Raw genomic sequence first — 24,712 nt, forward strand, 5'->3', positions numbered from 1 at the left:
GGAACCGTCAGTTCGCGCTCGTCCGCGCCGCCAGGGCGGTGACGAAGGACGGCCGCGCCAGGATGGCGTCGACATAGGCCGCCAGCTTGGGCCAGCGCCCGGCATCGACCCGCTCGCCCGCCAGATGCAGGTTGTGGAAACCCGTCACCACCGAGATGTCCGCGATGCTGAAGGCATCACCGACGAGGTAGGGCCCGTCGATCTGCGCCTCCAGGTAATCGTAGATGGGCGGCAGTTCCTCGGTCAGCGCCTTGGTGACGGCGGCCTCGTCGCCGGGCTTGCCCTGCATCTTCGGCTTCACGACCCGGTTGGCGAACGGCTTGATGATCACGTCGAACATCTCGGTGTCGCCGTACTTGTCGAACCAGATCGCGCGGCCGAGCGCCTTGGCGTCGGTCGGGTACAGCGCCGGGCTCGGAACCTTCGCTTCGAGATAAGTCAGGATCGCCGAGGAATCGGCGAGCAGAAAGCCGTCATCGTCGAAAGCCGGGATCTTGCCGAGCGGACTCGCCGCCTGGAAGGCCGGATCCGTGTCGTGGAAGAACAGCGGGATGTGCTCGAAATCCTGGCGCTTCTCGGCCAGGGCGACGAGGACCTTGCGGACGTAGGGCGAATAACCGGTGCCGTAGAGTTTCACGCGGGGGTTTCTCCTGGTGGATGGGGCAGCGTCTGCGCATAGAGACAGCGTAGCCCAACCCCCGGGGGAGCCGTTCGTTCGCTCACGCGTCGGTGAGTTCCACCGTCACCGGTACGTGGTCGGAGGGCTTCTCCAGGCCGCGCAGGTGCTTCTGCACCGAGGCCGAGACCAGCCGGTCGGCGGCCTGAGGCGAGAGCAGCAGGTGGTCGATGCGGATGCCGGCATTCCGGTTCCAGGCGCCGGCCTGGTAGTCCCAGAAGCTGTAGAGGCCCGGCCGCGGATCGCAGGCGCGGACCGCATCCGTGAAGCCCTCGGCCAGGAGGGCGCGGAACGCCGCCCGGCTCTGTGGCAGGAACAGCGCGTCCGCGCGCCAGGCCTCGGGATCGGCGGCGTCCTCGGGCTCCGGGATGACGTTGTAGTCACCGGCCAGGACCAGCGCCTCCTCGGTCTCGCGCAGAGCCCGCGCGTGGGCGCGCAAGCGCTCCAGAAAGCCGAGCTTGTAGGGGTATTTCGGGGTGTCGACCGGGTTGCCGTTCGGCAGGTAGATCGAGGCGACCCGGACCGGCCGCACACCCTCGCCGGAGATCAGCGCCTCGATGTAGCGGGCCTGCTCGTCGGTGTCGTCGCCCGGCAGGCCGCGGCGGATCTCGGACATGGCGAGCGGTGCCCGGACCAGCAGGGCGACTCCGTTATAGGCCTTCTGACCGAGGGTCTCGACTGCGTAACCCGCCGCCTCGATCTCGGCCCGGGGAAAGCCCTCGTCCTGACATTTCAGCTCCTGCAGGCAGACCACGTCCGGCTTGGCGTCGTCGAGGAACCCGACGAGGTGCCCGACGCGCTGCTTGATCGAGTTGACGTTCCAGGTGGCGATCCGCATGGGCAGGGGGTCTCTGAGGGCGTTTGCGCGCGAAGGTCCGTCATCGGGCCTTCGCTTCCGGCTGGCAAGGCTCGAAGCGGGCAAGGCTTGAGGCGGGCAAGGCTTGAGGCGGGCAAGGCTCGAAGCGGGCAAGGTTCCCGGAGCGCAAGGCTCGAGGCCTGGGATGGAGGGCCGGATGGCCGGGGACTGGTGGGCACCGATCTGCGCCTATTGCGAGCGGTCCGATCCGGGCTTCTGGGCAGAGCCGGTCAACGCCCTGTCGAACGGGGCCTTCCTGGCCGCCTCCGCCGCCGTGGTCTGGCGGATTCGGCGCTCGGGACGCTCCGACGGACCGGCGCTGCTCCTCGGCGCCCTGATGGCAATGGTGGGCCTGGGCTCGTTCCTGTTCCACACCCTGGCGGTGCGCTGGTCGCTGCTGGCCGACGTGATCCCGATCGCGCTGTTCATCCACGGCTACGTCCTGCTCGCCCTGCGGCGCTTCTTCGGCCTCGGCCTCGCGCCCGCGCTCCTGGCCACCCTGGCCTTCGCGGCCTTCGGCTTCGGCCTGGAGCCGGCCCTCGACGCGCTCACCGGGCGCTCGACGGAGGTGCTCACCAACGGTTCGGTCGCCTACCTTCCGGCCATCCTGGCGCTGGCGGGCGTCGCCGCCGGCCTGCTGCGGCCCCAGGCTTGTGCCCTCGGCCCGGCCCGCGCCGAGGCCGGGCGGGCGCTCCTGTGGATCGCGGCCCTGTTCTGCCTGTCGCTGACCCTCCGCACCCTGGACCGGGCAATCTGCCCGGTCTGGCCGCTGGGCACCCATGCCCTGTGGCATGTCCTGAACGCGGGCGTGCTCTTCGGGCTGACCCTCACCGCCGTCCGCTACCGCCGGCGCGGTGCGTGACCCGCACGGACGGCGGCGGACCGCCGTTTTGTTGCGCCCCCCGACAATTCGTTGCAGAAGATCGGGCCGCGTCGAGCGCGGCGCACGCATCCGCCGATCGACGCGAGACCCCCGCCGGGTTCACCGCCGGCGCGGCAGGTCCACGGCGCGACAGAGTGACGGACAGACAGCCATGACACAGAGCCTTCGCCTCGGCGTTGCCGGCCTCGGCACCGTGGGCGCCGCCGTCGTCCGCATGGTCGCCCGCCGGGCCGAAGCCCTCGGGCAGACCAGCGGGCGGGCGATTCGCGTCACCGCCGTCTCCTCGCGCGACAAGGGCCGCGACCGGGGCCTCGACCTCGCGGGCGTGAGCTGGTTCGACGATCCAGTGGCTTTGGCGCGCTCGGGCGAGGTCGATTGCGTGGTGGAGCTGATCGGGGGTGCCGAAGGCCCGGCCCGGGCCACCGTCGAGGCCGCCCTCGCGGCCGGCAAGCACGTGGTCACCGCCAACAAGGCACTGCTCGCCAAGCACGGCGCGGCCCTAGCCCGGCAGGCCGAGGCGGCGGGCGTGGCCCTGGCCTACGAGGCCTCCGTCGCGGGCGGCATCCCGGTGATCAAGGCCCTGCGCGAGGGCCTGACCGGCAATGCCGTGTCGCGCGTCTACGGAATCATGAACGGCACCTGCAACTATATCCTGACCCGGATGGAGCGCGAGGGCCTGACCTTCGAGGCCTGCCTCAAGGACGCCCAGGCCCTGGGCTATGCCGAGGCCGACCCGACCTTCGATGTCGAGGGCTTCGACACCGCGCACAAGCTCGCCATCCTGACCAGCCTCGCCTTCGGCACCGAAATCGACGCCGAGGGCGTCTCGGTCGAGGGCATCTCGGCGATCCAGCCCCTCGACCTGACCATGGCGGAGGAACTCGGCTACCGGATCAAGCTCCTGGGCGTGGCCCAGGCGGCGGCCGGCGGCATCGAGCAGCGGGTCCACCCGACGATGGTGCCGAAATCCTCCGCCATCGCGCAGGTCATGGGCGTGACCAACGCGGTCACCATCGACGCCGACGCGGTGGGCGAGCTCACCCTGATCGGCCCCGGCGCCGGGGGCGAGGCCACCGCCTCGGCCGTGGTCGCGGATATCACCGACATCGCCGCCGGCACCCGGCGCCCGACCTTTGGGCGGGCCGCGGCCGCCTTGAGTCCGTCGCAGCGCGTCGCCATGCAGCGGCACGAAGGCGGCTACTACATCCGCCTCACCGTGCACGACCGCCCCGGCGTCGCGGCCGGCGTTGCCACCCGCATGGCCGAGCGCGACATCTCGATCGAGAGCATCCTGCAGCGCCGCTCGGAGAGCGCCGCCACGAAGGACCCGCACGGCCGCTCGGGGCAGCCGGTGCCCCTGGTGCTGATCACCTACGCGGCCACCGAGGGCACCATCCGGGCGGCCCTCGATGCCATCGCGCAGGACGGGTTGCTGGCCGAGGCGCCTCAGCTGATCCGGATCGAGCGCGAGTAGCGACGGTTCCGTCCGGTTTGGTACGGTGTGTGGACCCACGACGATAAAGTGCGTGCTCGCGGCGAAACTTCGTGCCTCGCTCGCATTTTAGTTCATAAGGAGCGCCCGTAGAGAGGCGCAGGGGCGCGAGGCTCACATGTCCGGTGGCAATTTGGAATCGCGCGTGCCGGTGGCTCGCTCGCTGACGCTCGAACTCGCGCGCGTCACCGAGCGCGCGGCCATCGCGGCGGCCCGCCTGCGGGGGCAGGGCCGCGAGAAAGAGGCCGACCAGGCCGCCGTCGACGCCATGCGCCTCGAACTCAACCTCCTGCCCATCGACGGCACCGTGGTGATCGGCGAGGGCGAGCGCGACAACGCCCCGATGCTCTACATCGGCGAACGCCTCGGCACCGGCCACGGCCCCAAGGTCGATATCGCTGTCGATCCCCTGGAGGGCACCACCCTCTGCGCCAAGGACATGCCCGGCGCCATCGCGGTGACGGCCCTGGCGGAGGCCGGCTCCCTGCTGGCCGCGCCCGACGTCTACATGCAGAAGATCGCCATCGGGCCCGGCTATCCGGCCGGCCTCGTCGACCTCGACGCCAGCCCGGCCGACAACATCGCGGCACTCGCCCGGCACAAGGGCGTCGATCCGGCCCAGATCACCGCGATCATCCTCGACCGGCCGCGCCACATGCAGCTCGTGGCCGCCGTGCGGGCCACGGGGGCGGGCATCCGCCTGATCTCGGACGGCGATATCGCGGGCATCATCCACACCGCCAATGCCGACGCGACGGGGGCCGACATCTATCTCGGCACCGGTGCCGCGCCGGAGGGCGTCATCGCCGCCGGCGTGCTCCGCTGCATCGGCGGCCACATGCAGGGTCGCCTGATCCTCGACAGCCACGACAAGCGCGAGCGCGCCGCCCGGATGGGCATCAGCGATCCGAACCGGAAATACGAGCTGCGCGACATGGCCCGCGGCGACGTCATCGTGGCGGCCACCGGCGTCACCGACGGCGCCCTGCTCAGGGGCGTGCGCTTCAAGCCCGGCATGATCGAGACCGAGACCGTGGTCTACCGCTCGGCCACCGGAACGGTGCGCCGCATGCTGTGCGAACACCGCCAGGCCGACACCGCTGCGTCGTAGGGATCGGGCGCCGCACGGCGGGCGAACGCGAAGATCTCTTAAACCATCGAAGATCAAGATCGGCGGGCCGAAGACAAACGTCGGTCAGTGCTCGGCGCCGTCAGAGAAAGCACGGCAGAAGTTTCTCACGAAGATTTTTATGGGCCGTGAAACGCTGCTCGTGAGGACCGACGTCGATCTTCATACCTTGGCGGATACCTGGGCTTGAGAAGGTTCTTCCATGAACCCCGGGCCTGTGCCGACGCGGCGGGGCTTCGGACACCCGACGTTCGTTTCGGCAGGCCATCCCATGCTCACCACCATCAAAGGCCGCCTCGTCACGCTCCTCGGCGTGATGGGGCTTCTGCTGCTCGCCGCATCGGGGATCGGCAATCTCGCCCTGTCGGCCAACCACCAGAGCTTCAACGCGGTGTTCGGCGACCGCATCGTGCCGCTGCGCCAGTTCAGCCTGATCCGCGATGCCTATGACGACCTGCTGGCGACTTCGCGCGAACTCCGGAACCGGCACGGGCAGGCCAGCCGCGCGGAGGCGAAGATCGCGGCGGATCTCGGCAGCATCGGGACGCAGTGGTCGGCCTATCTCGCCACCTACCTGACGCCCGAGGAGAAGGACCTCGCCGCCGAGATGCAGCGGCGCATCGACCACAACGGCGCGGTCGCGGCCGACATCCTGCGCCGCCTCGCCGCCGGGGGCACACCGGATTTCGAGGCGACCCATGCGGCGCTGGTGAAGGGCATGGAGGAGGCCAACGCCGTCCTCAGCCGGCTCACCGCCCTGCAGGTCCGCGAGGCGCAGGCCGAGTTCGAGCGGGCCGAGACCGCGTCCGACGGGTCGCGCCTGGCGCTCCTCGTCCTGCTGGCCCTGGCCACCGCCGCGATCGGGGTCGGCCTCTACACCGTGCTGGCCCTGGTGGTGCGCCCGCTCGGCGGCATGACCGGCACCATGGTCCGCCTCGCGGGCGGCGATGTCGATGCCGCCGTCGCGGGGGCGCACCGCCGGGACGAGATCGGCGCGATGGCCCGCGCCGTCCAGGTCTTCAAGGACGCGATGATCGCCAAGCGCGACGCCGATGCCGCCGCGGCCGTCGAGGGCACGGCGAAGATGCGCCGGGCCGAAATCCTGGACGCGGCCACGCGGGCGTTCCAGGCCCAGGTCTCGCAGCTGACCCATGGTCTGTCCTCCGCCGCCACCGAGATGGAGGCGACGGCGTGGGCCATGAGCCGCACCGCCGACCAGACGGCCGACCAGGCCTCGCGTGCCGCCTCGGCCGCCGGGCAGACCTCGGCCAACGTCCAGACCGTGGCGGCCGCGAGCGAGGAGATGGCCTCCTCGATCGGTGAGATCGCCGCCCAGGTCGCCCGCTCGACGGCAATGGCCGAGCGGGCCGCCGAGAACGCCGCCGCCACCGACACGATCATGCTCGGCCTCGCCGATGGCGCCGAGCGCATCGGCACGGTGGTGGGCCTGATCTCCGGGATCGCGGCCCAGACCAACCTGCTGGCGCTCAACGCCACCATCGAGGCGGCCCGCGCCGGGGAGGCCGGCCGGGGCTTCGCCGTGGTGGCGGGCGAGGTCAAGGAGCTCGCATCCCAGACCGCCCGGGCCACCGCGACAATCTCCGATCAGATCACCACGATCCAGGGTGAGACCCGCCAGGCGGTCGCGTCGATCCGGACCATCGGGGCGACCATCGGCGAATTGCGCAGCATCGCGATGGGCGTCGCGGCGGCGATGGAGGAGCAGGGGGCGGCCACCCAGGAGATCGTCCGCAACGTGAACCAGGCCGCCCAGGGCACGCACTCGGTCACCCTCAGCATCGGCAGCGTGACCCAGGCCGCCGGCGAGACCGGTGCGGCGTCGTCCCAGGTCCTGGCCGCCGCCTCCGAGCTGTCGCGCCAGTCCGAACAGCTCGGGGCCGAGGTCGCGGGCTTCCTCGCCACGGTCCAGGCGGCCTGACACCGTAGACAGGCTGGCTGGGCTTGCCGGGAGCCCGTCTTTCGCGGCTGATGCCGGTGATCGCGAGCGCGTGTGGCATCGGGAGAACGGATGAGCGGGTCCCATGACGGCCGGCCGGGATGGGGAACGCGACGCCGGTTGCTCGCCGGCGGTCTCGGGGCCGCAGCGCTCGGCGCCCTGACATTCGGCGTTTCGGTGTTCGGCGTCGGGACGCGGTCCGAGCCATCGGAGGCGGGGCGGCGGAACCGTGAGATCGCCGACGCGCACTTGGCCAAGCGCCTGCCGGCGATCCGCGCGGCGCTGGCGGAAGCGGCTCCAGGCTTCGTGTTCCTGGCGGGCAACTCGCATGCCGAGCTTGTCGGCGACGTGCTGGCGCGGCGGCCGGACGTGGTCAACGGCGGCATCGGCGGCACCTCGGCCCGCCGCTATGCCGACGTGATCGACGCGTTGGTCTTCCCGGTCCGGGCCGGAATCGCGGTGCTGTTCGTCGGCACGAACGACATCCTGCGCCGGGCAGATCCCCTGTCGACGCGCACGTCCGGCGGATTCGAAGCGGCGGTGGCGCGCATCGTCACCGGGCTGGCGGCGCAGGCGGATCGCGTGCTGGTCGCCGCCGTGCCGCCGATCGGACCGGAGGCGCGAACGGGGCGCGATCCGGCGGCGGTGGCCGCCTACACGGCGATCCTGGAGCGGCTCTGCGCCCGGCACGGATGCCGGGTCTTCGACCCGTTCGCGGAGCTGCGCGACGGGGAACCGGGGCTCACCACCCGGGCGGTGCCGCCGGACGGCGTGCACCTGCAGGACTACGAGGCCCTGGCGGCCGGGATCGCGGCCTATCTGCGGGCGATGGCCGCCGACCGATCGCCGGACTGAACAGCCGGCCCTTAGTTGAACAGCGACCCGACGCCACCCTGGACGCGGCCGAGGCCCTGCTTGGCGATCGGGTTGCCGGGCTCGATCTGCGCGGCGCGCTGGTAGCTCTCGGTCGCTTCCTTCTTGCGGTTCGACTTCTCGTAGGCGAGGCCGCGATAGGCCCAGGAGGTCGCGTCCTTGTTGTTGACGTTGAGGGCCGCGTTGTAGTCCTCGATCGCCTTGTCGTACTGGTTGGTGGCGATCAGGCTCTGGCCCCGGGCGGCGTAGGGCGCCGCCACGAAGGGGTTGCGGTCGATGGCGGCGTCGAAATCCGCGATGGCCTGGGTGTTCTGGCCCTGCTTCTGCCGGACGAGCCCACGGGCGTGGTAGGCCTCGGCCGATTCCGGCGCGAGGCGGATCGCCTGATTGAGGTCGGTGGTGGCGCCGTCCAGGTCGCCCTGGGCGCGCAGCACGTTGGCGCGGCCGATATAGGCCGGGGCATAGTTCGGATCGGCCGAGATCGACTTCGAGAAATCCTGCAGCGCGGCGTCGTTGCGGCCGATCTGGCGGTTGGCGAGCGCGCGGTTGTTGTAGGCCGAGGCCGAGTTCGGGTCGATCTGCACCGCCTTGGTGAAGTCGCCGATGGCGTCGTTGAACTGGCCGGCCCGGGCATAGGCCGCGCCGCGCGTCACGTAGGCGGCCGCGTCGTTCGGGTTGCGCTGGATCACCTCGGAGAGCGAGGCGATGTTGACCGTGGTGGCGCCCGTCTGGTCGGATTCGAGCACGGCGAACTGGCGCGACGCGGTGGCACCGCCGCCATAGGTCTCGCAGCCCGCCAACGCGGCCGCCACGAGCGCCGTGGCCCCGATCAGCCCCGCCTTCGATGCCCGCAGCTTCAAAACCGTCATGGTCCTCGCTCCCCCCGGCATCGCGCGCGATGCCGCCCCCGAATCGATCGCATCCCCGCCCGGCATCCGCCTGGGCGGAACCGGGTGCGCCGGCACCCTCCCGCATCGCGGTGAATGCGCGCTTAAAATCGGCGACAGGTCTCGCTCAAGCGTTCGGATGTGGCGAAGGTATGTCCCGCCGGAAGCCGCGCTTCCGAAAGCATCGCGGACCGGTCAGGCCGGGGTCGGGTGTAGCAAACGGGCCGCGGTTTCGGGCCGGAATCAGGTCTTCGGCAGCAACTCGGTGACGTGCCCCATCTTGCGGCCGGGCCGGGCCTCGCCCTTGCCGTAGAGGTGGAGATGCGCGCCGGGGCGGGCCAGGATCGTGGCCCACGCTTCGACATCGTCGCCGATCAGGTTGTGCATCGCGACCGCCATGCCGCCGATCCGCGACGGATCGCCGAGGGGCCAGCCGCACACCGCGCGGACATGCTGGTCGAACTGAGAGGCGGTCGCCCCCTCGATGGTCCAGTGACCGGAATTGTGAACCCGTGGGGCGATCTCGTTGACCACGACCCGAGCGGGGCCATCCGCCTGGGGCACCAGGAACATCTCGACGGCCAGCACGCCGACATAGTCGAGCGCCTCGGCGATGCGCCGGGCGATGCCGATGGCGGCGGCCTCCGTCTGCGGCGCGATGCCGGGGGCGGGCACGCGGGTGACCGCGAGGATGTGGTCGCGATGCTCGTTGGCGCAGGGGTCATAGGCCGCGAACGCCCCGTCGGCGCCGCGGGCGGCCACCACCGAGACCTCCGCCTCGAACGGCACGAAGCCTTCCAGGATGCAGGGCGCGCCGTTGAAGTCGGCCAAAATCGCCGCCGCGTCGGCGTCACCCTCGGCCCGGATCATGCGCTGGCCCTTGCCGTCATAGCCGAAGCGGCGGGTCTTCAGCACCGCCGGACGGCCGATCTCGGCCAGCGCCCGGGTCAGGTCCTCGGGCGTGTCGACGGCCCGGAACGGCGCGGTCTCGATGCCGAGATCGTTGATGAAGCGCTTTTCGGTGAGCCGGTCCTGGGTCGTCGCCAGGGCGGCGGCATTGGGATGCAGCGGCGCCTTGGCGGCCAGGGCTTCGGCGGCCTCGGCCGGGATATTCTCGAACTCGTAGGTGACCACGTCGACGCTGGCCGCGAAGCGCGCCAGGGCGGCCACGTCGTCATAGGCCGCGACCGTGCGCTCGGACGACACGTCGAAGGCCGGGCTGTCGGCGTCGGGGGCGAAGATGTGGACCTTGAGGCCGTAAGGCGCGGCCGCGAGGGCGATCATGCGGCCGAGTTGGCCGCCGCCCACGATGCCGAGGGTCGCGCCGGGCTGGAGGGGAGGGCGTGCGGTCACGAACGGGGACTTCTCAAGACGGGCTGCTTTTCCAAGGGTCACGAGGCTTCAGGGGAGATCGTTGCGCGGCGTTTCGGCGACGCTGGCGGTCTGCGCGGCACGCCAGGATTCGAGCCGCGCGGCGAGGTCCGCGTCGGTCAGAGCCAGGATGGCGGCGGCGAGCAGGGCGGCGTTGACCGCCCCCGCCCGCCCGATGGCGAGGGTGCCCACCGGGATGCCGGCCGGCATCTGCACGATGGAGAGCAGGCTGTCCTGGCCAGACAACGCCTTCGATTCGACCGGCACGCCGAGGACGGGGAGGGACGTCATCGCCGCCGTCATGCCGGGCAGGTGGGCGGCGCCGCCGGCTCCCGCGATCACAACCTGGAAGCCTTCCGCCTTGGCGCCCTTGGCGAAGGCCACGAGGCGGTCGGGCGTGCGATGGGCCGAGACGATGCGGTCGTCATGGGCGACGCCGAGCGCATCCAGCGTCTCGGCCGCATGCCGCATGGTCGCCCAGTCCGACTGACTGCCCATGATGATCGCGACCGGGGAGGCTCCCGCCATCGTCGTCACATCCCTTCGCGCACATGCGAGACAAGCCGGGCGACGTGCCGAGGCTACCGGAACGCCGAATACAAAAGCGACGCCGCGCCCGCAAGGGAGCAGGCCATCGCGGCAGCACGCCGAGGCACCCCCGTCGTCAGGCGATGATGTCGGGGGTGATCTGGTCCTCGAGATAGGAGATCCGGTCGCGCAGGGAGAGTTTGCGCCTCTTCAGGCGCTGGATCTGGAGCTGGTCGGCGATCACGCCGAGTTCGAGGGCATCGATCGCCCCGTCGAGGTCGCGATGTTCCTGCTTCAGCCGCGCCAACTCGTCGGCCGGTTCCACCGAGGCATCGTTATCGAACTGAACCGCCATCGCACCTGATGTCCCGGGCCACCGTCATGGGGGACCATGCGACAGCCTGCCGGCCCCGGCAAGAACCCGGCCGGGCTCCTGCACAACCATCCGCGGGCGCGACCCCGCGCCTGCGCAAAGATCCATCACGCCAAAAATTCATCACGCCAAAAATCCAGCAAGCATGGCCGTCGATACCCTTCGACAGCCGGCTGATCATATGCCAGTCTGGCCCCGTCGAAACGAGACAGGAGACACAGCTCATGTCACTGCAGACGCACCTGACCCAGCTCGCCCGCAAGCACGAAGCCCTCGAGCGGGAGATCCACAACGCCACCGTCCGACCCTCGGCGAACGACCTGCGCATCGCAGAGCTCAAGAGACGCAAGCTCCACCTCAAGGACGAGATGAACCGCCTGCGAACCGATACCGACGCGCTGCATTAGCGGCCGTCCCGTTCCTCCCTCGTAGTCTCTAGAGCGTTCGCCGCCGCCGCTGGTCTCCAGGGCGGCGGTTTTCGTTGGGAAGGGACTTTCGTTGGGAAGAGGCTCTGCGCCGCTGTTCGTCAGGACCGTGCAGTCCGGCGGCGAAAAGTCCGGTAGAGTGCCGGGCAAACCGGCGCGCACGACCGGTCGCCCGCAGGATACGCCATGGACGCCACGCCTCACGCCCCGAACCCGCGGCCCGGCCGCTATGCAGAGACCCACGCGGCCTCGCTGGCCGATCCGGAGGCCTTCTGGCTCGACGCGGCACGGGCGATCGACTGGGCCAGCCCACCGACCCGCGCCTTCGATCCGACGCTCGGCGCCTATGGCCGCTGGTTTCCCGACGCGACCCTGAACGCCTGCCACAACGCCGTCGATCGCCACGTCGCCGCCGGGCGCGGCGACCAGGCGGCGATCCTGTACGATTCGCCCGTCACCGGCACGAAGCGCCGAATCACCTACGCGGAGCTGCGCGATTCGGTGGCGGTGCTGGCCGGCGTGCTGCGCGATCTCGGAGTCGGGCGGGGCGATCGCGTGGTGATCTACATGCCGATGGTGCCCGAGGCCCTGTTCGGGATGCTTGCCTGCGCCCGGCTCGGAGCCGTCCATTCCGTGGTTTTCGGCGGCTTCGCCGCCAACGAGCTGGCGATCCGCATCGAGGACGCCGCCCCGAAGGTGGTGCTGGCCGCCTCCTGCGGCATCGAGCCGAGCCGCGTCGTCGCCTACAAGCCGCTGCTCGACGCGGCGCTGGCGGCCTCGACCCACCTACCGGCCGCCTGCCTCATCCTCCAGCGCCCGCAGGGCCCGGCCGATCTGGTGCCGGGGCGCGACCACGACTGGGCCGAGACGGTGGCGCGGGCCGCCGCCGCGGGCCGGGAGGCCGCATGCGTGAGCGTGGCGGCCACCGACCCGCTCTACATCCTCTACACCTCGGGCACGACGGGGAAGCCGAAGGGCGTGGTGCGGGACACCGGCGGCTACTGCGTGGCGCTGGCCTGGTCGATGCCCAACCTCTACGCCGTGGCGCCGGGCGAGACCTACTTCTGCGCCTCCGACATCGGCTGGGTGGTGGGCCATTCCTACATCGTCTACGCGCCCCTGCTGCAGGGCTGCACGACGGTGCTGTACGAGGGCAAGCCGGTCGGCACGCCCGATGCCGGCGCCCTGTGGCGGGTGGTCTCGGATTACGGCGCCGCCTGCCTGTTCACCGCGCCGACGGCGCTCCGGGCGATCAAGAAGGAGGACCCGCGGGCCGAGCGGGTCGGCGCCTACGACCTCTCGGCCTTCCGCACCCTGTTCCTCGCCGGCGAGCGGGCCGATCCCGATTCGGTGGCCTGGGCCGAACGCACCCTCGGCCGACCGGTCATCGACCATTGGTGGCAGACCGAGACCGGCTGGGCCATCGCGGGCAATCCGGTCGGCCTCGAAGCCTTGCCGGTCAAGCACGGCAGCGCCTGCGTGCCGATGCCCGGCTACGACCTCAAGGTCCTCGACGAGGCCGGCAAGCCGGTGCCCGCCGGCACCATGGGTACCATCGCGCTGAAGCTGCCCCTGCCGCCGGGCTGCCTGCCGACCCTCTGGGGTTCGGAGGCGCGCTTCCGGTCGAGCTACCTCGCCACCTTCCCGGGCTGGTACGACACCTCGGATGCCGGCATCGTCGATTCCGACGGCTACGTCACCGTGCTGGGGCGCACCGACGACATCATCAACGTCGCCGGGCACCGGCTCTCCACCGGCGGCATGGAGGCGGTGCTGGCGAGCCACCCGGACGTCGCCGAATGCGCCGTGATCGGCATCCGCGACGCCCTGAAGGGCGAGCAGCCCTGCGGCTTCGTCGTGCTGAAATCGGGCGTGGACCGGTCGACGGCGGCGATCGAGGCCGAGCTGGTGGCCCTGGTCCGCGACCAGATCGGCCCTGTCGCGGCCTTCAAGCTGGCGCTCACCGTGCAGCGGCTGCCGAAGACGCGCTCGGGCAAGATCCTACGCGGAACCATGAAGCGCATCGCCGACGGCGAGCCCTGGACGACGCCGCCAACCATCGACGATGCCGGCGTCCTCGACGAGATCGGCGCCAGCCTGAAGAGCCGGGGGATCGGAGGAGGCGGAACGGGGCAGGGGAACCGATCGGGCGGGTAGCCAAGCGCGCGCCGGCGCGCCACCTATGCGGGGACGCCGCCGCGCATGCAGCCAGGCCCGTGGCCCAGCCAGCATGCATCCAAGCCGGAGCCCCGCATGAATGCCCGCCTGTTCGAGCCCCTGCGCCTCGACGACCTCACCCTCGACAACCGCATCATCGTCGCGCCGATGTGCCAGTACTCGGCCCATGCGGGCGAGGCCGGCGATTGGCACCTGATGCATCTCGGCCAGATGGCGATGTCGGGCGCCGGCCTCCTCACCCTGGAGGCGACCGCGATCTCGCCGGAGGCCCGCATCTCGCCCACCGACCTCGGGCTCTATTCCGACGAGACCGAGCGGGCGCTCGGCCGCGTCCTCGATGCGGTTCGGGGCTATGCGCCGGTGCCGATCGCCATCCAGATCAACCATGCGGGCCGCAAGGCTTCCAGTCGCGCCCCCTGGGACGGCGGCGCCCAGATCGACCCGGAGGCTCCGGACGGCTGGCGCACGGAAGGCCCCTCGGCCCTGGCGCACGGGGACGGCGAGGTCGCGCCCCACGCCCTCGATTCGGAGGGGCTGAAGCGCATCCGCGACGGCTTCGTCGAGACCGCGCGGCGCGCCCTGCGCCTCGGCGTCGACGGGTTCGAACTGCACGGCGCCCACGGATACCTCCTGCACCAGTTCCTGTCGCCGCTCTCGAACCAGCGCACCGACCAGTATGGCGGCTCGCTGACCAACCGGATGCGGTTTCCCCTGGAATGTTTCGAGGCGGTGCGCGAGGTCGTGCCGGCCGGCAAGCCGGTCTGGATGCGGGTCTCGGCCACCGACTGGGTCGAGGACGGCTGGACCCTGGAGGAGACGGTGGAATTCGCCCATGCCCTGAAGCGCCGGGGCGCGGCGGCGATCCACGTCTCCACTGGCGGCCTCTCCACCCGCCAGCAGATCCCGCTCTCGGCGGGATACCAGGTGCCCTTCGCCGAGCGGATCAAGGCCGAGACCGGTCTCACCACCATCGCGGTCGGGCTCATCACCGAGGCGGCCCACGCCGAATCGATCCTCAAGGAGGGCAAAGCCGACGCGGTCTCGCTGGCGCGAGCCCTCCTCTACAACCCGCGCTGGCCCTGGCACGCGGCGGCCGAGCTCGGCGCGCAGGTGCGGGCGCCCCGGCAGTACTGGCGTTCGCAGCCGCGTCAGTTCAAGGACCTCTTCACCGATACCCGGCACGGACAGCGCTGAGCGAGCCCGGCGAAACCTCCCGGCCCTCGGCCGCTTCCCTTCTGTCACCCCGCCGCGGCGGGCGTTTCGCGAGAGACACACGGCATGGACGACGACGACGTCACGACCTTCGCGGTGGAGCGGGTCCGCCTCGACATTGAGAATGGCATCACCCTGATCTCGGGGGCCGACGACGAGGAGGAACCGGCGGGCTACTTCATCATCCAGATCGAGAAGGGCGATCCGGACGGGCCGCTGATCGAGGTCTTCGGCGAGGACCTGACCCAGTCGGACGGCGTCACCGGCCTCGAACTCGGCCTGCGCCACATGCGCTTCGACTTCGACCCGCGCAGCACCATTGGGGCCGAGATGCCCTGCGTGCGGATCGAATCACGCACCGAGATCCCCGAGGGCGTGCGCGCGCGCCTCTCGGTCGCCTTCGGCAAACGGGCCAGGCGGGCCTGACACTCATCCATCACAGAGGCGAGGAGGCGTTCCGTGGAGACCCGAGCCGTGGCGATCAAGGTCGGCGACTACGTCGCATCCGACGACAACGAGGCCACCATGACGGTGGTGGCCCTGGACGGGGACCGGGCCCTGTGCCGCTGGTTCGTGGACGGCGACGTCGATGGCGACGAGCAGGAGGCCTGGATCGACCTGACCGCCCTGACCGTTCTCTAGGACGGAGAGCAACCCGGGAGGGGACATGTCCGAGATCGAGGACAAGCGGCATGAGATCGCCGAACTGATCGCGCTGGAGCTGGGCTTCGGCGACCTCGACGCCGCGAGCGCGGCCGATCGGGCGGTCATCGAGCGGCAGACCGACGAGACCATCGCGGGCTGTGCGGCGGACAGCCCGGAGCCGGCCGACTGCACCGAGGCCAACATCCGCCTGCGCGGCCTGCTCCAGCAGTACCGCGCCCTCCAGATTCTTCGTGACGACCAGATCCTTCGCAGCGATGAGGCCGATGCACGGCTGGCGGAGGAGGGCGAGGTCTTCAGCCGCGAGGACGATGCCTGAGGCCGGAGGTCAGCGCGCCACCGCTCCGACCATCGGGCCGAGGGGGCGGCTGATGTCCTGGCGCTTCATCGACGGGGCATAGAGGCTCGACACGCTGCCGTCGAGAAACAGCGCGTTGCGGCAGCCCAGGCCGTCCTTGAACAGGCGCGCGAAGGCGCCGAAGCTCACCGGACGCTCCGAGATCGCGAACACGGCGGTGCGCCCGTCGTCGCGCACCCCGACGCCGTTGCGGATCTTTTGGCTCGGGCCGTCGGCGGAGATCTTGGGATGGATGTGCCCGTCCACCACGAGCATCGGGCCGGATTGCGTGGCGAAATCGGGCTTGGGCGGGCTGCGCAGGTAGCGGCCCGTCTCCATCACCCCGGCCCGGTCGCCCTTCACCCAGAAGATGCCATTCGGCTTGAGATGGAAATTGCCCGGCCCGTTGGCGGTGGAGACGCCCTTCAGCTCGCGCCCGTCCTCGATGTAGAGCCCGACCGGGGCCTGACCTTTGTCGTACATGCCGGCATTCATGGCGAAGCGGAGGGACGCGCCCTGCTTCTCCGCCAGAGTCGAGAGCGAGGAATAGGGCAGGCCGTCCGCCCCGAGCCAGAACAGGCGCACCCGCTCACGCCGCAGGTCGACCGTGCACACCGTATAGGTCTCGCCCTCCGCCAGGACGGCGCGGCAAGGTGCCGACACCGCGGAGGACACCGGGGCAGGGACCGGGGCAGGGACCGACGCCGCTTTGGGAGGGGAGGCCGGAGCGGCGAATGCCGTGCCGGTCAGCGCGAGGCCGAGGCAGGCGGCGCGGATCAGGGTCCGGACCTGACCCGGAGAACGGCTCGTCCCAAGGCGAGCCCGCGCGACACCCTGAACCATCATCATCCCGCATGTCCGCCGACCGCGCGCCGAGGGATCGCGGCGGTGGCCCGCTTCCTCGCCCGAAACCGACGCTGATTTCAAGAGCGCCCGCACGCGGGCAATGGGTCAAGTGCGCCCGCACGCGGGCGACGGGCGGAGGTGGGTTTCACGAAAGCGGGAGGGATGCAACGCACCTGAACCGTTTCCGGTGCCACGGCGTTCTCAGTCATAAGGGGACTGTTTTCGATTCTCTCGGAGTATCCTGCGATGAAACGAGTGGTTCTGGCCTCTGCGGCCATGATCGGCGCCCTCGCGATGATCCCGGCCACGGTCGAGGCCCGCGGCTTCCATGGTGGTGGTTTCCACGGCGGCGGATTCGGCGGCGGTGGGTTCCGGGGCGGCTTTGGCGGCGGCGGTTTCCGGGGTGGCTTCGGCGGCTATCGCGGCGGCTTCGGGGGATACCGCCATGCCGGATTCGGCGGCTACCGCGGCGGCTTCGGTGGTTATCGCGGCGGCTATTACGGCCGTGGCTATGGACGCGGTTTCGGCTACGGTCTCGGCGGCCTGGGTCTCGGCGTCGGCCTTGGTCTCGCCGCCGGCGGTCTCTACGGTGGCTACGGCCCGGGCTACGGCTACGGCTACGCCCCCGTCGGCTACGGGGCCTACGATTACGGCTACGGCGGCGGCTGCTACACTGTCCCGCGCGTGCGCTGGACGCCTTACGGCTATCGCCGGGTGCTGATCGAGCGCTGCTACTGAGCCGTTCCGGCGACACGGAAAGGGCCGCTGCGTGCGGCCCTTTTTCGTTGGGCGACGGATTTCCGGCCGATCAGCGACGCCGCTCGTCGCGGCGCTCCATCTTAACGACGCCGCTCGTCGCGGCGCTTGACCTCAGCGACGCCGCTCGTCGCGGCGCATCACCTCAGCGACGCCGCTCGTCGCGGCGCATGGGCATCGCGTCGATGGTGTCGAACAGCGCACCGGCCGCCAGCGGAGATGAGTCGGTCCGTTTCGCCCCGCCGTCCTTACCGACCAGGACGACCCGGAACGTACCGCCCGGCAAACCGAGTGCGCCGCGCAGCCGATGGGCCTCCGGGGTGTCGCCGATGGCCTCCAGGGTTACCAGGTCCCGCTCCCTCACACCCGGCGCGGCCTTCGCCAGAATGGCGCGCTGCGCGGCGAGGTTCGGATCGGCGGCGTCGGGCGCCGAGAGCACTAGAACCCGCGAGACCCAGCGATACCGGGCCAGCGCATCCTCTGCGGCCTCCGCCGCGCCGATCCCCAGCAGCGTCGCACCGATCATCAACCCCAGCCGCATCCGCGTCCTCCCGCCTGAGCGTTCCGATCGGACAACGCGCAACCGCCCCGCGCGGAACCCGGCGCCCGGTTCGTGCGGTCGATTCGACGCGTCGTCTTCGCCCCGCTGCATCCATTTTCGCAATCCGGCCCCCGTTCTCGTTCATGGAACCGCGTTGCGCATTCATCGACGTTTTCTGTTCTTTCGCGTTGCCCATTTTCCGCGTTGCCCGTTTTTCCGCGTTGCCGGCTCTTCCGCCATGTCTGCCATCCGCGTTGTTGACTGCATGCCGGGCCGGCCGTGCCCACCTTCTGGCCCACTCACCCGTTCGTCGATTCGCCCGCCATCGCGCAGGCATGAGAATCCCCGGAGACGCCATGACCGCCGTTCCTGCGACCACCCTCAATCGCCGCATCGTCCTCGCCGCCCGCCCGCACGGCGAACCGAACGCGTCGCACTTCCGCCTGGAAGAGGCACGGATGCCGACCCCGCAGGCCGGCGAGGTGCTGCTCGCCAACCGCTATCTCTCCCTCGATCCCTACATGCGCGGCCGCATGAGCGCGGCGAAATCCTATGCCGAGCCCGTCGCGATCGGCGACACCATGGTGGGGGCCACCGTGGCTGAGGTCGCGGCCTCGAACCATCCCGATTACCGCGTCGGCGAATGGGTGGTGGGGTTCGGCGGCTGGCAGGATTTCTATACCGCGGCGGGTGAGGGCCTGCGCAAGCTCGATCCCGAAGCGGCCCCCGTGACCACCGCCCTCGGGGTCCTCGGGATGCCCGGCATGACCGCCTATACGGGCCTCCTCAACATCGGACAGCCCAAGGCCGGCGAGACCGTGGTGGTGGCCGCCGCCGCTGGACCGGTCGGCTCCCTCGTCGGGCAGATCGCCAAGCGCAAGGGCGCGCGGGCGGTGGGCATCGCGGGCGGCCCCGAGAAATGCGCCTATCTGCGCGAGACCCTCGGTTTCGACGTCGCCCTCGATCACCGGGCCGAGGATTTCCCCGACGCCCTGGCGGCCGCCTGCCCGGACGGCATCGACGTCTATTTCGAGAATGTCGGCGGGGCGGTGTTCGATGCGGTGCTGCCGCTCCTCAACACCTTCGCGCGTATCCCGGTCTGCGGTCTCGTCTCCGGCTACAGCGCCACCGAACTGCCGCCCGGGCCGGACCGGATCCCGCTGCTAATGCGGGCGATCCTGTCGAAGCGCCTGCACGTCCAGGGCTTCATCGTCTGGGATTTCGCCGCCCAGGAGCGGGACTTCCTCGCCGAGGTCGGCAGCTGGCTCCGCGACGGGCTGATCGTCCACCGTGAGGACATCGTCGACGGCCTGGAGAACGCCCCCGACGCCTTCGCGGGCCTGCTGAAGGGGCGCAACTTCGGCAAGCTCCTCGTGCGCCTCGGGTGAGGCCGAGGGCAAGGCGCATCCCCGCGATGCGCCTTGCCAAAAGATGAGAACAAATATAGAACGTGAACCTGCGCGAATCCCGTGAGAGTCACGGGGACAGTTCGCTGGCCGCGATTGCCCGGAGCCGTTCGGAAGCTCATGAAAGGCGACATCGCGGCCGCCGGGAGGACGGGTCCCGGAGCTGCGGCGCATCGTGAGATCGATCGGTAGGAGAGAGCGGCATGGCCGGCAGCGTGAATAAGGTGATCCTGGTGGGCAATCTCGGGCGCGATCCCGAGACGCGGCGCCTCGCCTCCGGCGATCCGGTGGTGAACCTGCGCATCGCCACATCCGAGTCCTGGAAGGACAAGATGTCGGGTGAGCGCAAGGAGAAGACCGAATGGCACTCGGTGGTGATCTACAACGAGAATCTCGCCCGCGTGGCGGAGCAGTACCTGCGCAAGGGCTCGAAGGTCTATATCGAGGGCCAGCTCCAGACCCGCAAATGGGCCGACCAATCCGGCGCCGAGAAGTACACCACCGAGGTGGTGCTGCAGCGTTTCCGCGGTGAGCTAACGCTCCTCGACGGGCGCAGCGGCGGCGGCGAGATGGGCATGGACGAAGAGGGCGGCGGCCAGATCAGCCGCGGCGGCGATTTCGGCGGCGGTGGCGGACGCGGCGGCGACCGGGGCGGGGATTACGGCGGTGGTGGCGGTGCCGGCGGCGGCCGCTCGTCCGGTGGCGGCGGCGATCGCCGGCCCGCATCGGGTGGGGGCAGCGGCGGCTCCAAGCCGAACTTCGACCTCGACGACGATATCCCGTTCTAGAGTTTGTCAGGGATCAGGGGAAACCGGTGATCCCGACCAGACACACGAGAACGGAAGACTCCCGGGCCAAGGTCTTCAAGGCCACGCGCCGTACCGAAGATCGTCCCTCACGGATCAGCCGAGCCCTCGCGGCGGCTGACGGGCGCGGCACCGGGGGTGTCGCGCCCGTTCGCGTTCGGCGGACGGCCGTCTCTCGCCACCCCCGCACGAAAGCGTCCTGGGCGACGCCTGCGCAAACCGTTGGCTGCCAGAGGGTTAAGGCTGATTTGGTGGCCTGCGCCATCGAAATGCGCTATGGCTTTGGGCAGGACCATGCGTGGCCCGGCCCGATCGCCGGTGATGCGCACACACATCCCGTGAGCGGGCGCGCCTGACCGGCGCCGCCGACGCTCCGGGCCTTCGTATCAGCAGAGACCGAAGACCTTGGCAGACAACGAACTTCCGGGCGCCGGCACGCCGCCGCCCGCCTCCGATATCAAGCCCGTCTCCATCACCGACGAGATGAAGCGCTCCTACCTCGATTACGCCATGAGCGTGATCGTGAGCCGGGCGCTGCCGGATGCGCGCGACGGCCTCAAGCCGGTGCACCGGCGCATCCTCTACGCGGCCTACGAGAGCGGGCACCTGCCCGAGCGCAAATACGTCAAGTCGGCCCGCATCGTCGGCGACGTGATCGGTCTCTACCACCCGCACGGCGACCAATCGATCTACGACGCCTTGGTCCGCATGGCCCAGGACTTCTCGATGCGCCTGATGCTCATCGACGGGCAGGGCAATTTCGGCTCCGTCGACGGCGATCCGGCGGCGGCCATGCGCTACACCGAGTCGCGTCTCGCCAAGCCCGCCAACGCGCTGCTGGCGGATATCGACAAGAACACCGTCGACTTCCAGCCGAACTACGACGAGTCGCGCGAGGAGCCGACCGTCCTGCCGGCCCGCTTCCCCAACCTGCTGGTCAACGGCGCCGGCGGCATCGCGGTGGGCATGGCCACCAACATCCCGCCGCACAATCTCGGCGAGCTGATCGACGCCTGCGTCGCCCTCATCGACGAGCCCGGCCTGTCGATCGAGCAGCTCACCGAGATCGTGCCCGGCCCCGATTTCCCCACCGGCGGTTCGATCCTGGGACGGGCCGGCACGCGCCAGGCCTACGCCACGGGGCGCGGCTCGGTCATCATGCGGGCCAAGTCCCACGTGGAAGAGCTGCGCAAGGAGCGCGAGGCGCTGATCTTCACCGAGATCCCGTATCAGGTGAACAAGGCGACTCTGATGGAAAAGATCGCCGAGCTGGTGAAGGAGAAGCGCATCGAGGGCATCTCCGACCTGCGCGACGAATCCGACCGCGACGGCATGCGCATCGTGGTCGAGATCAAGCGCGACGCCATGGCGGACGTGGTGCTCAACCAGCTCTACCGCTTCACCCCGCTGCAATCGTCCTTCGGCTGCAACATGGTGGCGCTGAACGGCGGCCGCCCCGAGCTGATGAACCTGAAGGACCTGCTCCAGGCCTTCATCGATTTCCGCGAAGAGGTGGTGTCCCGCCGGACCAAGTTCCTCCTCAACAAGGCGCGCGAGCGCGCCCACGTGTTGTGCGGCCTCGCCATCGCGGTCGCCAACATCGACGAGGTGATCCGCCTGATCCGGACCTCGCCCGACCCCAACAGCGCCCGCGACGCGCTGATGGCGCGCGACTGGCCGGCCCACGACATCGCGCCGCTGATCGCCCTCGTGGACGATCCGCGCCACCGGGTGTCGGACGACGGCACCTATCGCCTGTCCGAGGTCCAGGCCCGCGCCATCCTCGACCTGCGCCTGCAGCGCCTGACCGCCCTCGGGCGCGACGAGATCGGCGACGAGTTGAAGAAGCTCGCCGACGAGATCGCCGACTATCTCGACATCCTGCGCTCGCGCCTGCGCATCATGGGTATCGTCAAGGACGAGTTCGCCGAGGTCCGCGAGGCCTACGCCACCCCGCGCCGGACCATGATCCTCGACTGGGACGCCAACGTCGAGGACGAGGACCTGATCCAACGCGAGGACATGGTCGTCACCGTGTCCCACGCGGGCTACGTCAAGCGCGTGCCGCTCTCGACCTACCGCTCCCAGCGCCGCGGCGGCAAGGGCCGCTCCGGCATGGCGACCCGCGACGAGGATTTCGTCACCCGCCTGTTCGTGGCCAACACCCACACGCCGGTGCTGTTCTTCTCGAACCAGGGCCAGGTCTACAAGGAGAAGGTCTGGCGCCTGCCGATGGCGGCGCCGAACGCGCGCGGCAAGGCGCTGGTCAACATCCTGTCCATGGATGCCGGCACCGAGCGCATCACCACCATCATGCCGCTGCCGGAGGACGAGGCCTCCTGGGAGACCCTGGACGTCATGTTCGCCACCGCCAGCGGCGGGGTCCGGCGCAACAAGCTCTCGGACTTCGTGCAGGTGAACCGCGCCGGCAAGATCGCCATGAAGCTCGATGAGGGTGACCACATCGTCCACGTGGAGATCTGCCGCGCCGACCAGAACGTGCTGCTCACCACCCAGGCGGGCCAGTGCATCCGCTTCCCCGTCGAGGATGTCCGCGTCTTCAAGGGCCGCGATTCCACCGGCGTGCGCGGCATCAACCTGGCCAAGGACGACCGCGTCATCTCGATGACCATCCTCAACAGCTTCGACGCCAGCCCCGAGGAGCGCGCCGGCTACCTGAAGATGCGGCGCGCTGTGATCGGCGACGGCGTCGAGGGCGAGGAGACGACGAGCCCCGAGGCGGAGGAGGGCGTCGCAGAGGCCAGCGCGATCTCGCTCGATCGCTACAACGAGATGGGCGCCAACGAGCAGTTCGTGCTTACGCTGTCGGAGCGCGGATTCGGCAAGCGGACGTCGTCCTACGAATACCGGACCTCGGGCCGCGGCGGCAAAGGCATCACGGCCATGCGGGTCAATGCCCGCAACGGCAACCTCGTGGCCTCCTTCCCGGTCCAGCCCTCCGACCAGATCATGCTGGTCACCGATGGCGGCCAGCTCATCCGGGTGCCGGTGGACGACATCCGCATCGTCGGCCGCGCCTCGCAGGGCGTGACGGTGTTCAACACCGAGAAGACCGAGAAGGTCGTGTCGGTGGAGCACATTGAGGGCGAGGACGAGACCGAGGGCGGCGACGAGGCCGCGTAGGCCACGGCGCACGGCCACGATCGACACGGGCGGGCCTTCGGCGGAGGACCCGCCCGTGTCGTTTCCGGGCTGAGGGGTTGCTTCGCGGCTGAGGGCTTCCTTCCCGACTGAGGGGTTCCCTCCGGGCCGGAGGTTCCGTTTCGAGACGAAATGCTCTACCCCGGGCCGCGATGATCCGCACCGCCCTCTATGCCGGCTCGTTCGACCCGGTCACGAACGGACACCTCGACGTCATCCGTCAGGCGTGCCGGCTCGTGCACACCCTCGTCATCGCCATCGGTGTGCATCCCGGCAAGGCGCCGATGTTCTCGCCTGAGGAGCGGGCGGAGCTTCTGCGCCTCACCTGCGAGCCCCTGGCCGAGGCCGAGGGCACGGCGCTGACGATCGTGACCTTCGACGACCTCGCGGTGACGGCGGCGCGACGGGTCGGCGCCAGCGTCTTCATCCGCGGCCTGCGCGACGGCACCGACCTCGACTACGAGATGCAGCTCGCGGGCATGAACGGCGCCATGGCGCCGGAGGTGCAGACCGTGTTCCTGCCTGCGTCTACGGGCGTCCGGCCCATCACCGCCACCCTGGTCCGCCAGATCGCCGCCATGGGGGGCGATGTTTCGCCGTTCGTGCCGCAGGTGGTGGCGACGCGCCTCGCGCAGCGCTTCGGCACGGCCTGAACGCCACTGATTCCCTCCGTCACGTCCAACGAGAGACCGCTGATTCTCATGACTTCTGGCAAAAAGACTTTCGGACTCAACCGCCGGGTCGCCCTTCTGGCCGTGGCCGGCCTGCTGGCGACCGCACCGGCGGCGCGGGCGGCGGACGAGAACACCGTCTACCTCGACACCAAGGACGGCCGCGTCACCATCGAGCTGCGGCCCGAGCTGGCGCCGAAACACGTGGCGCAGCTCAAGACCCTGATCAAGCAGGGCTTCTACAACGGCCTCAAGTTCCACCGGGTGATGGACGGCTTCATGGCCCAGACCGGCGACCCGAAGGGCAACGGCACCGGCGGCTCGAGTCTGCCCAACATTCCGGCCGAGTTCTCGCAGGCCTCGTTCCGTCGCGGCACGGTCGGAATGGCCCGCTCGTCGGACCCGAATTCGGCCAATTCCCAGTTCTTCATCTGCCTCGGCGACGCGCCGTTCCTGAACGGCCAGTACACGGTGGTGGGGCTGGTCTCCTCCGGGATGGAGGCCGTCGACGCGATCAAGAAGGCCGCCCCGGGCGCGCCCGGCGGCGCGGTCCAGAACCCCGACAAGATCGTGAAGATGCAGATGGCACAGGGGGCCAAGTAAGGTGCGGCAGGGCGGCCTGCGGAGCGCCCTGATCGGAGCGGCCACGCTCACGGTCTCGGCCGTCGCGCAGGCCGCCCCGTC

The 24,712-nt window shown here is 70.1% G+C and carries 25 protein-coding genes; 17 read left to right on the forward strand and 8 right to left on the reverse strand.

Going from position 1 to position 24,712, the window contains the following annotated elements:
* Positions 1-7: 7 nt before the first annotated feature.
* The gene (locus tag ASF57_RS09095; RefSeq protein ID WP_056184154.1) at positions 8-637 is read right to left on the reverse strand and encodes a glutathione S-transferase family protein; all 630 of its coding nucleotides are present in this window, start codon (positions 635-637) and stop codon (positions 8-10) included.
* Between the two features lie 82 nt (positions 638-719).
* Entirely contained in the window at positions 720-1,514 is a 795-nt protein-coding gene (gene xth / locus ASF57_RS09100; RefSeq protein ID WP_056482173.1) for an exodeoxyribonuclease III, read from the reverse strand.
* Positions 1,515-1,689: 175 nt separating this feature from the next.
* Between xth and ASF57_RS09105 the strand changes: the two genes are divergently transcribed.
* From ASF57_RS09105 to ASF57_RS09125, 5 genes are all read left to right on the forward strand, one after another.
* Positions 1,690-2,394, forward strand: a complete 705-nt coding sequence (locus tag ASF57_RS09105; protein ID WP_056482774.1) for a ceramidase domain-containing protein — start codon at positions 1,690-1,692, stop codon at positions 2,392-2,394.
* A 172-nt stretch (positions 2,395-2,566) separates the two neighbouring features.
* Positions 2,567-3,889, forward strand: coding sequence for a homoserine dehydrogenase (locus ASF57_RS09110; RefSeq protein ID WP_056482176.1), 1,323 nt, complete (start codon positions 2,567-2,569; stop codon positions 3,887-3,889).
* Positions 3,890-4,025: 136 nt separating this feature from the next.
* A complete protein-coding gene (gene glpX, locus ASF57_RS09115) occupies positions 4,026-5,018 on the forward strand; it encodes a class II fructose-bisphosphatase (protein ID WP_056184148.1) in 993 nt (330 codons plus the stop codon).
* Between the two features lie 289 nt (positions 5,019-5,307).
* Entirely contained in the window at positions 5,308-6,975 is a 1,668-nt protein-coding gene (locus ASF57_RS09120) for a methyl-accepting chemotaxis protein (protein WP_056482179.1), read from the forward strand.
* A gap of 90 nt (positions 6,976-7,065) precedes the next feature.
* Positions 7,066-7,848, forward strand: a complete 783-nt coding sequence (locus ASF57_RS09125; RefSeq protein ID WP_082503798.1) for an SGNH/GDSL hydrolase family protein — start codon at positions 7,066-7,068, stop codon at positions 7,846-7,848.
* An 11-nt stretch (positions 7,849-7,859) separates the two neighbouring features.
* Here the strand turns inward: ASF57_RS09125 and ASF57_RS09130 are convergent, their stop codons facing one another.
* From ASF57_RS09130 to ASF57_RS09145, 4 genes are all read right to left on the reverse strand, one after another.
* Positions 7,860-8,735, reverse strand: a complete 876-nt coding sequence (locus ASF57_RS09130) for a tetratricopeptide repeat protein (RefSeq protein ID WP_056482185.1) — start codon at positions 8,733-8,735, stop codon at positions 7,860-7,862.
* A 261-nt stretch (positions 8,736-8,996) separates the two neighbouring features.
* Complete coding sequence (locus tag ASF57_RS09135; protein WP_082503799.1) at positions 8,997-10,106, reverse strand: 5-(carboxyamino)imidazole ribonucleotide synthase; 1,110 nt, start codon at positions 10,104-10,106, stop codon at positions 8,997-8,999.
* A gap of 48 nt (positions 10,107-10,154) precedes the next feature.
* Entirely contained in the window at positions 10,155-10,652 is a 498-nt protein-coding gene (gene purE, locus ASF57_RS09140; protein WP_056482191.1) for a 5-(carboxyamino)imidazole ribonucleotide mutase, read from the reverse strand.
* Between the two features lie 136 nt (positions 10,653-10,788).
* Entirely contained in the window at positions 10,789-11,007 is a 219-nt protein-coding gene (locus tag ASF57_RS09145) for a DUF465 domain-containing protein (RefSeq protein WP_056482194.1), read from the reverse strand.
* A gap of 242 nt (positions 11,008-11,249) precedes the next feature.
* On the opposite strand from ASF57_RS09145, the gene ASF57_RS09150 reads away from it, so the two are divergent.
* From ASF57_RS09150 to ASF57_RS09170, 6 genes are all read left to right on the forward strand, one after another.
* Positions 11,250-11,432, forward strand: coding sequence for a DUF465 domain-containing protein (locus tag ASF57_RS09150; RefSeq protein WP_056184134.1), 183 nt, complete (start codon positions 11,250-11,252; stop codon positions 11,430-11,432).
* A 204-nt stretch (positions 11,433-11,636) separates the two neighbouring features.
* A complete protein-coding gene (locus tag ASF57_RS09155) occupies positions 11,637-13,607 on the forward strand; it encodes a propionyl-CoA synthetase (protein WP_056482197.1) in 1,971 nt (656 codons plus the stop codon).
* Between the two features lie 96 nt (positions 13,608-13,703).
* Complete coding sequence (locus ASF57_RS09160; RefSeq protein ID WP_056482200.1) at positions 13,704-14,822, forward strand: NADH:flavin oxidoreductase/NADH oxidase; 1,119 nt, start codon at positions 13,704-13,706, stop codon at positions 14,820-14,822.
* An 84-nt stretch (positions 14,823-14,906) separates the two neighbouring features.
* Positions 14,907-15,266 carry a hypothetical protein gene (locus tag ASF57_RS09165; RefSeq protein ID WP_056184127.1) on the forward strand — a complete coding sequence of 120 codons (360 nt, stop codon included), beginning with the start codon at positions 14,907-14,909 and terminating at the stop codon, positions 15,264-15,266.
* A gap of 33 nt (positions 15,267-15,299) precedes the next feature.
* The gene (locus ASF57_RS25570; protein WP_056184125.1) at positions 15,300-15,482 is read left to right on the forward strand and encodes a hypothetical protein; all 183 of its coding nucleotides are present in this window, start codon (positions 15,300-15,302) and stop codon (positions 15,480-15,482) included.
* A 25-nt stretch (positions 15,483-15,507) separates the two neighbouring features.
* Positions 15,508-15,822 (forward strand): hypothetical protein, encoded by a 315-nt coding sequence (locus tag ASF57_RS09170; protein WP_056184123.1) that lies wholly within the window; start codon positions 15,508-15,510, stop codon positions 15,820-15,822.
* 9 nt (positions 15,823-15,831) lie between these two features.
* Here the strand turns inward: ASF57_RS09170 and ASF57_RS09175 are convergent, their stop codons facing one another.
* A complete protein-coding gene (locus ASF57_RS09175) occupies positions 15,832-16,689 on the reverse strand; it encodes a phosphodiester glycosidase family protein (protein ID WP_244476875.1) in 858 nt (285 codons plus the stop codon).
* A gap of 243 nt (positions 16,690-16,932) precedes the next feature.
* On the opposite strand from ASF57_RS09175, the gene ASF57_RS09180 reads away from it, so the two are divergent.
* Positions 16,933-17,424: a hypothetical protein gene (locus tag ASF57_RS09180; protein ID WP_056482203.1), complete on the forward strand. Its 492-nt coding sequence runs from the start codon at positions 16,933-16,935 to the stop codon at positions 17,422-17,424.
* Between the two features lie 163 nt (positions 17,425-17,587).
* Here the strand turns inward: ASF57_RS09180 and ASF57_RS09185 are convergent, their stop codons facing one another.
* Complete coding sequence (locus ASF57_RS09185; RefSeq protein WP_056482206.1) at positions 17,588-17,983, reverse strand: DUF4174 domain-containing protein; 396 nt, start codon at positions 17,981-17,983, stop codon at positions 17,588-17,590.
* A 356-nt stretch (positions 17,984-18,339) separates the two neighbouring features.
* Between ASF57_RS09185 and ASF57_RS09190 the strand changes: the two genes are divergently transcribed.
* The 5 genes from ASF57_RS09190 (at position 18,340) to ASF57_RS09210 (ending at position 24,631) form a co-directional block, all read left to right on the forward strand.
* Positions 18,340-19,371, forward strand: a complete 1,032-nt coding sequence (locus ASF57_RS09190; RefSeq protein WP_056482209.1) for an NADP-dependent oxidoreductase — start codon at positions 18,340-18,342, stop codon at positions 19,369-19,371.
* Between the two features lie 221 nt (positions 19,372-19,592).
* Positions 19,593-20,177 (forward strand): single-stranded DNA-binding protein, encoded by a 585-nt coding sequence (gene ssb, locus ASF57_RS09195; protein ID WP_056184115.1) that lies wholly within the window; start codon positions 19,593-19,595, stop codon positions 20,175-20,177.
* A gap of 423 nt (positions 20,178-20,600) precedes the next feature.
* Positions 20,601-23,339, forward strand: a complete 2,739-nt coding sequence (gene gyrA / locus ASF57_RS09200) for a DNA gyrase subunit A (RefSeq protein WP_056184113.1) — start codon at positions 20,601-20,603, stop codon at positions 23,337-23,339.
* Positions 23,340-23,509: 170 nt separating this feature from the next.
* Positions 23,510-24,010 (forward strand): pantetheine-phosphate adenylyltransferase, encoded by a 501-nt coding sequence (gene coaD / locus ASF57_RS09205; RefSeq protein ID WP_056482212.1) that lies wholly within the window; start codon positions 23,510-23,512, stop codon positions 24,008-24,010.
* Between the two features lie 48 nt (positions 24,011-24,058).
* Positions 24,059-24,631 (forward strand): peptidylprolyl isomerase, encoded by a 573-nt coding sequence (locus tag ASF57_RS09210; RefSeq protein WP_056184108.1) that lies wholly within the window; start codon positions 24,059-24,061, stop codon positions 24,629-24,631.
* Positions 24,632-24,712 lie beyond the last annotated feature (81 nt).

The sequence above is a fragment of the Methylobacterium sp. Leaf117 genome, from assembly GCF_001422985.1.
In the GTDB taxonomy this organism is placed as follows: domain Bacteria; phylum Pseudomonadota; class Alphaproteobacteria; order Rhizobiales; family Beijerinckiaceae; genus Methylobacterium.

Bases quoted from the DNA above. Each gene is read 5' to 3' on its own strand.
- ASF57_RS09120 (WP_056482179.1), top strand. From the start codon at position 5,308: ATGCTCACCACCATCAAAGGCCGCCTCGTCACGCTCCTCGGCGTGATG.
- ASF57_RS09210 (WP_056184108.1), top strand. From the start codon at position 24,059: ATGACTTCTGGCAAAAAGACTTTCGGACTCAACCGCCGGGTCGCCCTT.
- ASF57_RS09110 (WP_056482176.1), top strand. From the start codon at position 2,567: ATGACACAGAGCCTTCGCCTCGGCGTTGCCGGCCTCGGCACCGTGGGC.
- purE (WP_056482191.1), bottom strand. From the start codon at position 10,652: ATGGCGGGAGCCTCCCCGGTCGCGATCATCATGGGCAGTCAGTCGGAC.
- ASF57_RS09150 (WP_056184134.1), top strand. From the start codon at position 11,250: ATGTCACTGCAGACGCACCTGACCCAGCTCGCCCGCAAGCACGAAGCC.
- glpX (WP_056184148.1), top strand. From the start codon at position 4,026: ATGTCCGGTGGCAATTTGGAATCGCGCGTGCCGGTGGCTCGCTCGCTG.
- xth (WP_056482173.1), bottom strand. From the start codon at position 1,514: ATGCGGATCGCCACCTGGAACGTCAACTCGATCAAGCAGCGCGTCGGG.
- ASF57_RS09145 (WP_056482194.1), bottom strand. From the start codon at position 11,007: ATGGCGGTTCAGTTCGATAACGATGCCTCGGTGGAACCGGCCGACGAG.
- ASF57_RS09155 (WP_056482197.1), top strand. From the start codon at position 11,637: ATGGACGCCACGCCTCACGCCCCGAACCCGCGGCCCGGCCGCTATGCA.
- ASF57_RS09165 (WP_056184127.1), top strand. From the start codon at position 14,907: ATGGACGACGACGACGTCACGACCTTCGCGGTGGAGCGGGTCCGCCTC.
- ASF57_RS09125 (WP_082503798.1), top strand. From the start codon at position 7,066: ATGAGCGGGTCCCATGACGGCCGGCCGGGATGGGGAACGCGACGCCGG.
- ASF57_RS09190 (WP_056482209.1), top strand. From the start codon at position 18,340: ATGACCGCCGTTCCTGCGACCACCCTCAATCGCCGCATCGTCCTCGCC.
- coaD (WP_056482212.1), top strand. From the start codon at position 23,510: ATGATCCGCACCGCCCTCTATGCCGGCTCGTTCGACCCGGTCACGAAC.
- ASF57_RS09160 (WP_056482200.1), top strand. From the start codon at position 13,704: ATGAATGCCCGCCTGTTCGAGCCCCTGCGCCTCGACGACCTCACCCTC.
- ASF57_RS09185 (WP_056482206.1), bottom strand. From the start codon at position 17,983: ATGCGGCTGGGGTTGATGATCGGTGCGACGCTGCTGGGGATCGGCGCG.
- ASF57_RS09105 (WP_056482774.1), top strand. From the start codon at position 1,690: ATGGCCGGGGACTGGTGGGCACCGATCTGCGCCTATTGCGAGCGGTCC.
- ASF57_RS09170 (WP_056184123.1), top strand. From the start codon at position 15,508: ATGTCCGAGATCGAGGACAAGCGGCATGAGATCGCCGAACTGATCGCG.
- ssb (WP_056184115.1), top strand. From the start codon at position 19,593: ATGGCCGGCAGCGTGAATAAGGTGATCCTGGTGGGCAATCTCGGGCGC.
- ASF57_RS09175 (WP_244476875.1), bottom strand. From the start codon at position 16,689: ATGATGATGGTTCAGGGTGTCGCGCGGGCTCGCCTTGGGACGAGCCGT.
- ASF57_RS09130 (WP_056482185.1), bottom strand. From the start codon at position 8,735: ATGACGGTTTTGAAGCTGCGGGCATCGAAGGCGGGGCTGATCGGGGCC.
- ASF57_RS09180 (WP_056482203.1), top strand. From the start codon at position 16,933: ATGAAACGAGTGGTTCTGGCCTCTGCGGCCATGATCGGCGCCCTCGCG.